The following is a 14,726-nucleotide window of genomic DNA, read 5'->3' as shown; positions in this document are numbered from 1 at the left end:
GCATAAACTGCTAAACAATTATAAAAAAATAACTAAACTAATATGGCACAAGTAAAAGTTCACAGTTTATTTTCAGAATTCGATATTAACCTTTTTAAAGCAGGTAAACATTATCGTCTTTATGAAAAATTTGGTTCGCATTTGGTAACCGTAAATGGTATTGAAGGTACCTATTTTGCAGTTTGGGCGCCAAGCGCAAAGCAAGTTTCTGTAATTGGAGACTTTAACTATTGGATTGAAGGTGAACACCAATTAAATGTTCGTTGGGACGAAAGTGGTATTTGGGAAGGCTTTATTCCTACGGTTGGAAAAGGCGATATTTACAAATACAAAATTCAAAGCCACAATAATGATATAAAAACGGAAAAAGCAGATCCCTATGCCCGACGTGCAGAACACCCGCCAAAAACAGGCTCGATAGTTTGGGACGACACTTATAAGTGGAAAGACACAAAATGGATGAAAAAGCGTAAAGACCACAACGCCTTAGACGCTCCTTATTCTGTTTACGAAGTTCATTTAGGCTCCTGGAAAAGGCATGTAGAAGAAAATCGTTTTCTTTCGTATTTCGAACTTGCAGATGAGCTGGTTAACTATATAAAAGAAATGAACTTTACACACGTAGAGCTTATGCCAATTATGGAGTTCCCTTATGACCCATCATGGGGTTATCAAGTTACGGGTTATTTTGCTCCTTCATCAAGATTTGGTTATCCAGAAGAATTCAAATATTTAGTAGATAAATTACACCAAAACGACATTGGAATTATTTTAGATTGGGTACCATCTCACTTTCCAGAGGATGCTCATGGGCTAGGGTTTTTTGATGGTTCAAACTTATATGAACACCCAGATAAAAGAAAAGGATATCATCAAGACTGGAAAAGTTTAATTTTTAATTATGGTCGAAACGAGGTAAAATCTTTCTTAATAAGTAATGCAGCTTTCTGGATGGATCAATATCATGCAGATGGCTTACGTGTTGACGCGGTAGCGTCTATGCTTTTCTTAGATTATTCTAGAGAAGAGGGCGAGTGGGAACCAAATATTTATGGTGGTAGAGAAAATCTTGATGCCATTGCTTTTCTAAAAGAGCTTAATGAAGAAATTTATAAATCATTCCCAGACACACAAACTATTGCCGAAGAATCTACTGCTTTTACTGGAGTTTCTAAACCCGTATTTTTAGGCGGTCTAGGATTTGGTATGAAATGGATGATGGGCTGGATGCACGATACTTTAGAATACTTTAAAAAAGATCCTATTTATAGGCAATATCATCAAAACGACATCACCTTTAGTTTGGCTTATGCTTTTACGGAAAATTTCATGCTTCCGCTGTCTCATGACGAAGTTGTTTATGGCAAGAACTCTATCTTAGGAAGAATGGCTGGCGATGAGTGGCAACGTTTTGCAAACCTTCGCTTACTTTATGGTTACATGTTTACACACCCTGGTACCAACTTATTCTTTATGGGTGGTGAATTTGGACAATATAGCGAATGGGATTTCGAGGGTAGCTTAGATTGGAATTTACTAGAATATGATTCTCATAAAAGTTTCCAAAATTACTTTAAAAGTTTAAATAAATTCTATAGAGAAACACCTGCGCTTTTTGAAAAGCAATTTAGTCAAGAAGGATTCGAGTGGATTAGCTACGACGACCACCAAAATTGTGTTATCTCCTATATTAGAAAAGGAAATGACCCTAAAGACTATGTCGCAGTTGTTTGTAATTTAACACCAACGGTAAGAGAGAATTACAAAATAGGTATTCCTGTTAAAGGCAAAATAAAAGAAATTTTTAATAGTGATGCCAAAGAATTTGGGGGTAGCGGTGTTTCTAATACCAAACAAATTACGGTTAAAAAAGAATCTTGGAATGGAAAGGATTATTCTGCTGAAATAACCCTACCGCCATTAGCTGTAGCCGTATTCAAGTTTCTATAATTACATAAATTAGCGATTTTATAATTATACCATTGATTGTTTGGTTTTTACACAAACAATCAATGGTATTTTTGCATAAAATAAACTCTTTAAGCTTAATATATTTGTTATTTTCGTTAATTGATAAATTTACAAGTTTATGATATTAAATACCGAATTAGAATATAAGGGAAATCTATTTCCTTCTAAAATAATTAAGTACGAAAAAAACCTAAACGTCCTGTCTTTTAAAGCAGAAAATGGTGTTCTTTTACAGGTTACTGTAAGAAGAGATAGTATTTTAAGGTTTAGATATACTACCACTGGAATTTTTGAGAATGATTTTTCGTATGCCATAACAAAATATGCAAGTAGAGGTTATAACCATCTTGAAGTAACCGAAGATGATAATAATTATATAATAACCACCAAAAAGTTAATCTGTAAAGTTTCAAAACAAGATTTAAGAATATCCATTTTTGATGCCAAAGACAAAAGTTTAATTTGTGAAGACGAACTTGGTTTTCATTGGGAAGAAAGTTATGAATATGGTGGTGATGTTGTTAAAATGTCTAAAACGGCTCAACCAGGTGAAAGCTACTATGGTTTAGGAGACAAGCCTGTAGATAACAACTTAAAAGGGAAACGTTTTGAAAACTGGGTAACAGATTCTTATGCCTATGGTAGAGATACCGATCCTATTTATAAAACAATTCCATTTTATACTGCTTTACACAACAAAAAGGCTTACGGAATATTTTTCGATAACACTTTTAGATCGTTTTTTGATTTTTGTAGTGAACGCAGAAATATCACTAGTTTTTGGGCACACGGAGGCGAAATGAATTACTATTTCATCTATGGCCCAGAAATGTCTGATGTTGTAGCAAATTATACAGATTTAACAGGCAAGCCACATGCAATGCCAGCTCTTTGGGCATTAGGTTACCACCAATGTAAATGGAGTTATTATCCAGAATCAAACGTTAAAGAAGTCGCTGCTAAATTTAGAGAATTGCAAATTCCATGCGATGCTATTTATTTAGATATTGATTACATGGAAGGCTTTAGGTGTTTTACATGGAGTAATGAGTATTTCCCTAATCCGAAAAGAATGGTGAAGGAGCTTGCTGACGATGGATTTAAAACTATTGTTATTATTGATCCAGGAATTAAAATAGACATGGAGTATTCTGTGTTTAAAGAAGGACTAGATAAAGATTATTTCTGTAAACGAGCAGATGGACCATATATGAAAGGCAAGGTTTGGCCTGGGGAATGTTATTTTCCAGATTTTACAAACCCAGAAGTAAGAGATTGGTGGTCTAATTTATTTAAGGAACTTATTGAAGATATAGGAGTTAAAGGCGTATGGAATGATATGAACGAGCCAGCAGTAATGGACGTTCCAGGGAAAACATTCCCTAACGATGTAAGACACGATTACGACGGAAACCCTTGTAGTCATAGAAAAGCACATAACATTTATGGCATGCAAATGGCTCGTGCTACATACCAAGGGTTAAAGAAATTCTCGTACCCAAAACGTCCTTTTGTAATTACAAGAGCTGCTTATTCTGGAACGCAACGTTATACCTCTAGCTGGACAGGAGATAATGTAGCTACATGGGATCATTTAAACATTGCAAACTTACAAGCACAACGTATGTGCATGTCTGGGTTCTCTTTTATTGGGTCTGATATTGGTGGATTTGCTGAACAGCCTAATGGCGAATTATACGCACGCTGGATTCAATTAGGTATTTTCCATCCATTTTGTAGAACACACTCTTCTGGAGATCATGGAGACCAAGAACCTTGGGCATTTGGAAAAACCATTACAGATGTAGTAAGAAAGTTTATTGAAATAAGGTATCAATTATTACCTTACTTATACACAGCTTTCTGGCGATATGCAGAAGAAGGTATTCCAATCTTAAAATCATTAGTGCTTTACGATCAGGCAGACCCTCAAACGCATTACAGAAATGATGAGTTTATTTTTGGTGAAAAAATATTAGCTTGCCCAATAACAGGGCCAAACCAAAAAGGAAGGCGCATGTATATTCCTCTTGGGAAATGGTATAACTTCTGGACTGATGAATTGGTTGAAGGCGGAACAGAACAATGGGTAGAGGCAGATTTAGATAGTATGCCAATTTTTGTAAAAGAAGGCGCTATTATTCCTAAATATCCAATCCAACAATATGTTGGCGAAAAAATTATTGACGAGTTGTTACTTGATGTGTTCTATAAACAAGGCAAAGAAACATCGATGGTTTATGAAGATGCTACTGACGGTTACGACTATATCAAAGGGCGTTATAGTTTAAGAAACTTTAAACTACACGGTAAAAAAGATGAGCTTATTATCCAGCAACATAAATCTGGAAAGTTTGAAACTACTTATAAAACGTTCAAATTGAATTTACACGGATTGCCTTTTAAAATTTCTAAAGTGCAAATCGATAATGAAGAAATTGCTTTTAAAGACATAAAACTTAATGGCGACAATACACTGGTTCTTACTAAAGAATTTTCAGAACTTCATATTATTGGTTAAGACAATTTGCTTTTAATATTTTAAGGCCTCGTTTTTATAAAGCGAGGCTTTTTTATTGCAAAAAACTTTTTCTATATTGTATTTATAACCAACATAATAAAACTCTAATGGTACATCAAGAACTTCAAAACTCAGACTATAGAATCAGAAAACTAGTGGGTGTTTTAGGCTTGTGTCTTCCCTTCATATTATTTATTGCCAAAGGCGAAGTTTTAGCTTCTATAAGCCATTATTACTACAGTACGCTTTCGTCTTTGTTTTTTATAATTATTTTATCGGCATTTGGTTTATTCCTGTTGTCTTATAAAGGATATAAAAAAGACGCAACTACCGAAGTAATAAGTGATGATTTCATTACTAACATAGGTGGTTTAGCCGCACTTGTAGTTGTATTTATACCAACCAGGTGTATGGATAGTACAAGTATTGCAATAGATTTGATATGCAAAAGCGGAAATTATCCGTTATTTGGGCATAATTCTATGTGTAAAAGTGGAATTCACCTTGGTGCTGCCGGCGTTTTTGTTCTTGCAATGGGTTGGATGTCAAGATATAAATTCACCAGAAATCCAGATGACTCAAATAATAAACTATATCGTATCTGTGGCACTATAGTTTTTCTTTCTGTGGGAATAATAATTTCTTTAATTGGTCTTGAAAAACTTGGAGTAGAACTAAGTGGCTGGTTTTTTAGGCATTATGTTTACATTTTTGAAACATTTGCTGTTATAGCCTTTGGGGTTTCGTGGATAATAAAAGGAAAAGCTATTGCTGACATAAAACAGCTTATACAGAAACTTATCTAAACCTATTGGCTTATTGTTCATCAAAAAGTTTTCCTAAGTAAACCAATTGAAAACCTTCCTCAATAGTTTCAACATCTAAATTATACGAGGAAATTATATGTAATTCGCCTTCCGTGTCTTTTATAAATAGAGGGATAATATCCTTATCCTTATTAGTTATTTCAATTAACCTTAGGTAATGCTCCTTGTCTTCTAGGGTTATTTCATTTATCGAAGGATATTTTTCTGTTAACTCCAGCAATGTATTATAATCATCTGTATGCGAAAACAAACCTTCCTTTGGATTATTGTTATCGTCTTCCATCTCTTTAGCACTCACTAATCTAAAAGCGCCGTTTTCACCAAATTGCTCACTAAACTTATTTATAGCATATTTATTAATATCTGGATTTCCTGTTAACGCCATTAAATATCCTACATCGTTCAATTCTATATTATCTGTAAGCGTTTCAGAATATATATTGGTGCTTATAGCTTCTAAACCTAGCTCTTTAGCAGCTTCAATATTAGACTCATTACTGTCTATAAGTACCACGTGCCTGTTATTGGTAACCAAGTAATGCCCTAACAATCGAGATACTTTTGAAGCTCCAATAATTAAAATGCCTTCAGATTTTTTAAGAAACACACCAACCCATTTCGCAAACAAACGAGCCGTTGTTGCATTAAGCAAAACGGTTCCTAATACAATTGTAAAAACTAGAGGTGTAATATATTCTGCACCTTCTACCCCTTGTTTAATTAGTTTACTTCCAAAAAGAGATGCGATACCTGCAGCAACAATTCCTCGTGGTCCAACCCAACTTATAAAAAGCTTTTCATTAAACTTTAGTTTTGATCCAGATGTGCTTAAAAAAACACCTAATGGCCTAATAACAAAAACAATAATAGCAAATATAATAGCCGTTTTCCAAGTATATAATAGTAGCAAATCTTCAATATTAATATTGGCTGCTAATAAAATAAAAAGAATAGAAATTAGTAGCACGCTCAAAGATTCCTTAAAATATAGAAGTTCTTTTATATTTTCCAATTTACTATTTCCTAAAACCATACCCATAACCACAACCGCCAATAGTCCAGATTCATGCGCAAAAATTTCAGATTCAACAAAAACTAATAATACCGTTGACAACGATACAACATTTAATAAATAATGAGGAATTAATTTTTTATTAACTGCAAATGCTAAACCATGAGCAAATGTAAAACCAAAGGTGGTTCCAAATAAAATAATTTTACCAAACTCCATTAAGGCTGTTTTGGTGAAGCCACTATCACCTTCAACACTAATAAATTCAAATACTAAAACAGCTACCAAAGCACCTATTGGATCTATTAATATCCCTTCCCACTTTAAAACGGTTGAAATATCTTTTTTAAGTGGAATGTTTCTTAGAATAGGCGTAATAACCGTTGGTCCTGTTACAATTATTAATCCCGAAAACAAAAAAGATAACTCCCAGCTTAAGTTAAATATAAAATGCGCAACCAAACCTGCACCAAAAAATGTAATTGCAGAGCCTAGTGTAATTAATTTTGTAATTACAGGTCCCACAGTTTTTATTTCTGATCGTTTTAATGTTAGCCCTCCTTCAAAAAGGATAATACTAATTGCTAATGAAACAAAATAATATAAGCCTTCGCCAGGGAACAATCCTTTTTCACCATTCCAAATGGGTTCAATCCATTTTGTACCATCTTCAGATAAAAATTCAGCCGCTACCGGCCCTACTAATAACCCTATTAATATTAAAGGTAAAATAGCAGGGATTTTCAATTTCCAAGCTACCCATTGTGCTAATATTCCTAAAATAATGATGCCCGATAACTCTAACATAAGCTGTTTTTATTTTTAAAAGACCAATTTACGCAAAACAGATGATTCCATGTTTTTAAAAAATGCTATCTTTCAACTTTTCCAACAAAAGAATATAGTGTGTCTTTAAAACCATTTAATAGTATCGGGATTGGGATTGCGTTTTCACCAAATCTAAAAGCAAACCTTTATGAAGCAGCAAGACTATCGGTATTTTTCCAATCGAAACTATTTCTAATACATGTTGGTGCGTCTTCCGAAGATAAAATAAAAGCATTAAAGGTTATACTTAACACGTTTAAGCAAGATAATTTAGATTACGAAGTTGTTTTTAAAACTGGTGATCCTGTTGATGTTATTTTATCAACATCCGAAGAAAAAAAAATTGATTTATTGATTTTAGGTGCCGTACAAAGAGAGCGCTTATTAAGATACTATGTAGGTTCTATTGCTCGAAAAATTACACGTCGTGCTAATTGCTCGATATTACTTCTTATTAAACCTTCTGTAGACCGAATAGCTTGTCAACATATTGTTGTAAACGGTTTAAAAGATCCTAAAACCGAACAAACCATAAAAGCTGCTTTTTATGTTGCCAATAAATTGAATTCTGAAAAAATTACCATTGTTGAAGAGATTAAGGAGGAACAAATTTCTGTAAAGGTCGAAGATGATAAATCTTTAAGGCGGGCTAATATTATAAAAGAACGTATAAAGCTACGAGAAAATTCAAGAATAAAGGAAATTATTAGTCATATCCCAGAAGAGTTCACAAATAAAAAAACCATAAAATTACAACCTATTTTTGGCAAAAAAGGGTATTCTATTGGTCATTATGCTCAAATAACTCGTGCAGATTTATTGGTAATGAATGCACCGTCAAAAATGACATTTTGGGATAGACTATTTCCACATGATATAGAGCATATTTTAACCGAATTACCAACCGACGTACTAATTCTTCAATGAGTCCAAGAAAAAACAACATAAAAGACTTTTTTAAGTCCTTGCCTAAAAATATGTTTTCTGGTTTTGTGGTGAGCCTTATTGCTTTGCCTTTGGGTTTAGGCCTTGCTATGGCTAGTGACGCCCCACCTATTTCTGGTGTTATTGCTGCTATTGTTGGTGGTATTGTTGTTTCTATATTAGGTGGTAGCCATGTTACAATTTCTGGCCCTGGTAACGGTCTTGTTGGCGTATTACTTGTTGCTATTACCACTTTAGGGTTAGAAACTGCTTACGTAGCTATTATCTGTTCTGGTGTTTTACTTTTATTATTAGGTTTTTTTAGAATGGGGGCTTTAGCAGACTTTTTCCCTTCTTCAGCAATTCAAGGCATGTTAGCGGCTATTGGCTTAATTATTCTCGGCAAACAATTTCATATTATGTTAGCGCATAAAATAAATAGAGAGGACACAGTAGATTATCTTTTAGAAATTCCATACACCATAAACGACGCGATTCATTATGGAAATAAAAGTCTTATATATGCTGCATTAGCTGGTGTTTTGAGTTTAACTATTATGATGTTTTATTCTAAAATTAGAAACAAATATCTACAACTTATTCCTGCACCCATGTGGATAGTAATACTTTCTATTGGATTTAGTTACTATTTCGAATTAGGGCTTCACGAACCTAACCCTATATCGCAAGAATATATGATTTCTGGTATTCCAAATATTCAAGAAATTATTGCAGATATACCTAGTCCAGATTTTAGTGGCATTTTAAGTTTATCTTTTTTAGGAAGCGTTCTGGCTCTCACATTAATATCTAGTATTGAGTCACTACTTAGTATTAAGGCGGTTGATAAGTTAGACCCCGAAAAAAGACGTTCTAATGTAAATAAAGATCTAAAAGCTCTGGGCGTCGCAACTATAGGTAGCGGGTTTTTAGGTGGCTTAAACGTGGTAACGGTTATTGCACGTAGTTCGGTAAACGTTAATAATGGTGCAAGCAACCGTTCTTCCAATTTTTTTCATGCTCTGTTTTTAGTAATATTTATAATCTTTTTTAGCACACAGTTAACTAGAATTCCGCTTCCTGCTTTAATGGCAATTTTAGTTTATACTGGTTACAAACTAGCATCACCTAAAGTTGTTACAAAAATGTTTTCTATAGGAAAAGAACAGCTTATCATATTCTTTGCAACCCTTATTGTTACCTTAAAAATTGGCTTAATTACAGGTATTGTTGCTGGCGTTATAACAACACTTATTATTCACATTGTTTTAAATAAAAGCGCAGGATTATTTTTAAGAAATGTATTAAAGCCAAATGTACTTATGTTTAAAGAAGAAGCGGGCGGCAACTTCTATGTAAGTGTTAAACACTTTTGTAGTTTTCTAAACTATTTTAGATTAAAAAAACATTTAGATGCTGTTCCAGAAAATGAGGATGTCATCGTTGATTTTTCAATGTGTGAGTTTGTGGACGATACCATCATGGAAAATATTAATAACTATCAGGAGTTATTTGCAAAACGTGGTGGTCATTTCGATGTTATTGGTTTAGACTTACACGATACCGATTCTAAACATCCTTTCGCGTCCAGACGTCTGCTACCAGTACCTAAGATTATAAAAAACAGTCTTACAAGACGCCAAACAAGTATGGAGGTTTTAGCAAAAGACTATGATCTAAATTATCGAGCCGAAAAGAAAAAAGAAGTGTCTTTTTTAAATAATTTTTTCTTTTTTAGAACCAAACAAATCAATCATATATACAACGAATTATCACATAACGATAAAGCGATAAAGCTATTTGATATTGAATTTTCTGAAGGTGAATTTATTGCGAAAGAAGTTGTGCGAACAACTATGCTTTATATTGATTTAAAACAGAGCATTCCAGAATTCACCTTAGACAGAGAAGGCTTTTTAGAAAAAGTTTCTGCATTTGCTGGCTTTAAAGATATCCCCATTGAAAATCATGAAGATTTTTCTAAACGTTTTTATCTATTAGGTGAAAATGTAGCAGAAATCGGTGCTTTTTTTAATGATGATGTTACCCACTTTTTTGAAAGTAATCCTTATTTCCATGTTGAATCTAATGGTGACGCATTATTAATTTTTGGAAAAGAACGTTTAGCAAGTGTTAAGGAAATAAAGGCATTATTCGATTTCGGTAAGCGACTTAAAGATGTTATTGCTACAACATAACTTTTTATTATAAGATAAAGTTACAAATACTACTCTTAATATATTCTTAACAATTCGTAGTGTTTTAAAGAGATTTCTTAATTTGCAATCCCTATGAATTTATACCCAATTAATGCAGGCAATTTTAAGCTAGATGGTGGTGCCATGTTTGGCGTTGTACCAAAATCTTTATGGCAAAGAACGAATCCAGCAGACGCAAATAATATGATTGATATTGCAGCGCGCTGCTTGCTTATTGAAGATGGTAACCGCCTTATCCTGATTGATACAGGAATGGGAAATAAACAATCCGAAAAATTTTACGGCTATTATCACTTATGGGGAAACGATTCTATAAATAACTCATTAAAACTATATGGGTTTCATCCTGACGATATTACCGATGTGTTTATGACGCACCTGCATTTCGATCATTGTGGTGGAAGCATAAAGTGGAATAAAGACAGAACAGGCTCCGAATCAGCTTTTAAAAACGCAAACTTTTGGAGTAATAAAAATCACTGGCAATGGGCAACACAACCCAATAAAAGAGAAAAGGCGTCCTTTTTAAAAGAAAATATACTACCTATGAAAGAAACTGGGCGATTAAAATTCACCAAAATCCCTGAGAATGATTTATTAAGAAATTCCGAATTAGGTTTTGATATCTTTTTCGCCGATGGCCATACCGAAAAGCAAATGATTCCGCTAATTGAATACAAGGGAAAAACTATTGCTTTCATGGCAGATTTGCTGCCAACCGTTGGGCATTTACCGCTACCATTTGTTATGGGTTACGATACGCGTCCTTTGCTTACCTTAAATGAAAAAGAAAAGTTTCTAAATTTAGCCGCAGACAAAAATTATTATCTATTCCTAGAACACGATGCGCATAATGAAGTTATAACTGTGACTCATACCGAAAAAGGGGTCAGATTAAAAGACACATACACTACAAAAGACATATTTATTTAAATTTTAAAAATGAAAACAATAAAATTTTTACCCTTATTAGCCCTTGCTGCTATTTTAGTCTCAAGCTGCGGAAGTACAGCAGATATTTTAGCAACTCCAGTAGAAAATATTGATACACTTCCTTTAAAAGTTTCTGAGCTTACAGAAACCGAAAAACAGAAATGGGGACATTTAGACCTTGTGCGAGATACTATTCCTGGTATGAGTGTCGATAAAGCGTATTCTGAAATTATAAAAAACAAAAAAGGAAAAACAGTTATTGTTGCTGTAATTGATTCAGGTATTGATATCGATCATGAAGATTTAGATGATGTTATTTGGACAAACACCGACGAAGTTCCTAATAACGGAAAAGACGATGACAATAACGGATATGTTGACGATGTACATGGATGGAATTTTGTTGGTGATGGCTATAACGAGCAACTGGAATATGTGCGTATTATTGCAAGTGGAGACACAAGTAATCCGAGATTCCAAGAAGCAAAAGCAGAACTGGAAACAGAGCGTCAAAAGTATCTTGAACTTAAAACTAATTACGATCAGTTTTTACTGCAATTATCAAGCGCCGACGAGACCATCTCAAAGCATTTAGGTAAAAAAGACTACACCAAAGCAGAAGTTAATGCTATTAAAACAGAAGACAAAGGGCTACAACAATCTAAGTCCATAATTCAATATGTTTACAGTTTAGACGCTGGTTCTGTAAGTGAATTTAAACAACAACTTAAAGATGGAGTAGAACAATTTAATGACCGTCTAAACTATTATTTAAATGTTAATCATAAAGGGCGTTTAACAGGTGACAATCCAGACGATTATAATGATCGTCCTTATGGTGATGGTAATGTGAAACCTAAGAAAAAAGATGAAAGCCATGGTACACATGTCGCAGGTATTATTGCAGCAGAACGCAAAAATAATAAAGGGGTTAAAGGTGTTGCTAACAATGTGAAAATTATGTCTATTCGAAGCACGCCTCGAGGAGACGAATATGACAAAGATGTGGCTTTAGCTATTCGATATGCTGTTGATAATGGAGCTAAAATTATCAATGCTAGTTTTGGGAAAAGTTACTCACCACATAGCGATTGGGTTCGAGATGCTATTAAATATGCAAGCGATAAAGATGTACTTTTTGTTCATGCAGCAGGTAATGATAGTAATAATATAGATGTGAAGCCTAATTTTCCAGATGATAATGTAAACGGAGTTGAAATTTCAAACACCTATATTAGAGTAGGCGCATTAGCACCAAAATATGGTACAAACATGGTCGCTAATTTCTCTAATTATGGAAAACAGAATGTAGATGTTTTTGCGCCAGGAGGAGAAATTTATTCAACAATGCCAGAAAATGAATATGAATTCCAAGGAGGAACATCTATGGCGGCTCCAGCCGTTGCGGGTGTGGCTGCATTAATAAGATCATATTACCCTAGCTTAAGTGCTGCACAGGTGAAAAAAATATTAATGGATTCTGGTCTTGAGGTAAAAACCAAAGTTATTGTAGGTGGCGACACATCAAACATTAAACCTTTCTCCGAATTAACACGTTCGGGTAAAATGGTTAACGCCTATAATGCTCTTGTTATGGCACAAAAACTTTCTAAATAAATTTATGAAACGTCTTATTCTATTTTTAATAGGGTTTACAAGCGTTATTAATTCCTGTATAACTCAAAACGAATCTGTTTCTAGTCAGACTCATTATAATAATGTTATAAAACCTGGATACTGGCAACAGCATGTTGATTATAAAATGGAGATTGATATGGATGTTAACACCTATCAATACAAAGGAAAACAAACGTTGGTGTATACAAATAATTCACCCGATGTTTTAAACAAGGTTTTCTATCATTTATATTTAAACGCTTTCCAACCAGGTAGCGAAATGGATACTAGAGCGCAAAATATTCCTGATTCAGACGCCAGAATTGGTGATAGAATTGGCAAGTTACAACCCAACGAAATTGGGTATATTCGTGTAAATTCTTTAAAGCAAAATGGCGTTGTTCTTAAACATGAAACGGTTGGAACTGTTCTAGAAGTTGAACTCGCTAAACCCATTCAGCCAGGAGAAAAAGTAACTTTTAATATGGGTTTTGAGGCGCAAGTACCTGTTCAAATTCGTCGTTCTGGAAGAAATAACAAAGAAGGCGTGGCATTATCTATGGCACAATGGTATCCAAAATTAGCAGAATATGATTTTGAAGGTTGGCATGCAGACCCCTATATAGGACGTGAATTTCATGGTGTTTGGGGCGATTTTGATGTAAAACTAACCATTGATAAAACCTACGTAGTTGGTGGTACAGGCTATTTACAAAACCCAAACGAAATAGGTCATGGTTATGAAACAGGAGAAGTAAATCGTCCTTCTGGAGATAAACTAACATGGCATTTTGTAGCGCCTAACGTACACGATTTTACATGGGCTGCAGACCCAGATTATATTCATGATTCTGCACAAGTTCCAGATGGCCCGTTACTTCACTTTTTATATAAAAGTACTATGCCTCAGGAAAAGTTAGAAAACTGGAAAAACTTACAACCTAAAGCGGTAGAATTAATGCAGTTTTATAGTGAGCATGTTGGTATGTATCCTTACAAACAATACTCTGTCATTCAAGGTGGTGATGGCGGTATGGAATACGGTATGTGTACACTTATTTTAGGTGAAGGTAATTTTGAAGGATTATTTGGAGTTACAGCTCATGAAATGGGGCACTCATGGTTTCAATTCGTATTAGCCACTAACGAAGCAAGACATTCTTGGATGGACGAAGGTTTTACAGAATATATTGGGACACTTGCTGAAAGTCATATTTTCAATAGAGATTTTGAAGAGCTTTCAAAACGTGTATTTGGGATTTATACCTATTTAGCTAAATCAGGAAAAGAGCAGCCACAAACTACTCATTCCGATAGATATAATTTTAATCAGGCCTATTCTATTTCAGCATACTACAAAGGTTATGTGTTTTTAAAACAATTGGCTTATGTGATTGGTCAAGAAAATCAAGAAAAAGCAATTAAACAGTATTTTACAGATTTTTCATTTAAACACCCAAGACCTATTGATTTTATCCGTACAGCAGAAAAAGTTTCAGGCTTAGAACTAGATTGGTATTTAATTGATTGGACACAAACCACAAATACTATTGATTATGGCGTAAAAACTGTTGAAGACAAATCTGTTACTTTAGAGCGTTTGGGGTTAATGCCAATGCCAATAGATTTAAAAGTAACTTATACAGATGATTCTACTGAAAATTTTTATATCCCATTACAAATAATGCGTGGAGAAAAACCAACCACAGCAACCCTAATTAAAGATTGGGCGTGGGCATACCCAACCTATACTTTTGAAACTTCAAAAGCGGTTAAATCTGTTGAAATTGACCCTAATCATTTAATGGCGGATGTTAATAGAGAAAATAATAAAAAGTAGACTTAATCATTTATATATAAAACCATTTAAGCCA

The 14,726-nt window shown here is 34.0% G+C and carries 9 protein-coding genes; 8 read left to right on the top strand and 1 reads right to left on the bottom strand.

From position 1 onward, the window contains the following. Positions 1-42: 42 nt before the first annotated feature. The 3 genes from glgB to Q0739_RS03330 all read left to right on the top strand — a co-directional run bounded on the left by glgB (position 43) and on the right by Q0739_RS03330 (position 5,298). Entirely contained in the window at positions 43-1,950 is a 1,908-nt protein-coding gene (gene glgB / locus Q0739_RS03340) for a 1,4-alpha-glucan branching protein GlgB (RefSeq protein ID WP_298237278.1), read from the top strand. A gap of 139 nt (positions 1,951-2,089) precedes the next feature. Then, positions 2,090-4,492 (top strand): glycoside hydrolase family 31 protein, encoded by a 2,403-nt coding sequence (locus Q0739_RS03335; protein ID WP_298237277.1) that lies wholly within the window; start codon positions 2,090-2,092, stop codon positions 4,490-4,492. 107 nt (positions 4,493-4,599) lie between these two features. Continuing rightward, on the top strand, positions 4,600-5,298 hold the full coding sequence (locus tag Q0739_RS03330; protein ID WP_298237276.1) for a hypothetical protein: 699 nt from the start codon (positions 4,600-4,602) through the stop codon (positions 5,296-5,298). A gap of 10 nt (positions 5,299-5,308) precedes the next feature. On the opposite strand, the gene Q0739_RS03325 is transcribed toward Q0739_RS03330, so the two are convergent. Next, on the bottom strand, positions 5,309-7,138 hold the full coding sequence (locus Q0739_RS03325; RefSeq protein ID WP_298237275.1) for a sodium:proton antiporter: 1,830 nt from the start codon (positions 7,136-7,138) through the stop codon (positions 5,309-5,311). A 99-nt stretch (positions 7,139-7,237) separates the two neighbouring features. On the opposite strand from Q0739_RS03325, the gene Q0739_RS03320 reads away from it, so the two are divergent. The 5 genes from Q0739_RS03320 to Q0739_RS03300 all read left to right on the top strand — a co-directional run bounded on the left by Q0739_RS03320 (position 7,238) and on the right by Q0739_RS03300 (position 14,692). Continuing rightward, complete coding sequence (locus tag Q0739_RS03320; protein ID WP_298237274.1) at positions 7,238-8,086, top strand: universal stress protein; 849 nt, start codon at positions 7,238-7,240, stop codon at positions 8,084-8,086. Then, positions 8,083-10,281, top strand: a complete 2,199-nt coding sequence (locus Q0739_RS03315) for a SulP family inorganic anion transporter (RefSeq protein ID WP_298237273.1) — start codon at positions 8,083-8,085, stop codon at positions 10,279-10,281. The genes Q0739_RS03320 and Q0739_RS03315 overlap by 4 nt, the downstream gene beginning before the upstream one ends. A 93-nt stretch (positions 10,282-10,374) precedes the next feature. Beyond that, entirely contained in the window at positions 10,375-11,235 is an 861-nt protein-coding gene (locus tag Q0739_RS03310; protein ID WP_298237272.1) for an MBL fold metallo-hydrolase, read from the top strand. A 9-nt stretch (positions 11,236-11,244) separates the two neighbouring features. Next, complete coding sequence (locus Q0739_RS03305) at positions 11,245-12,852, top strand: S8 family peptidase (RefSeq protein ID WP_298237271.1); 1,608 nt, start codon at positions 11,245-11,247, stop codon at positions 12,850-12,852. A gap of 4 nt (positions 12,853-12,856) precedes the next feature. Continuing rightward, on the top strand, positions 12,857-14,692 hold the full coding sequence (locus Q0739_RS03300) for a M1 family metallopeptidase (protein ID WP_298237270.1): 1,836 nt from the start codon (positions 12,857-12,859) through the stop codon (positions 14,690-14,692). Positions 14,693-14,726: the final 34 nt, after the last annotated feature.

It is taken from the genome of uncultured Algibacter sp., from assembly GCF_947487605.1.
Classification (GTDB): domain Bacteria; phylum Bacteroidota; class Bacteroidia; order Flavobacteriales; family Flavobacteriaceae; genus Algibacter_D.
The sequence above is the reverse complement of the archived record's forward strand: the minus strand, read 5'-3'. Positions and strand labels throughout refer to the sequence as shown.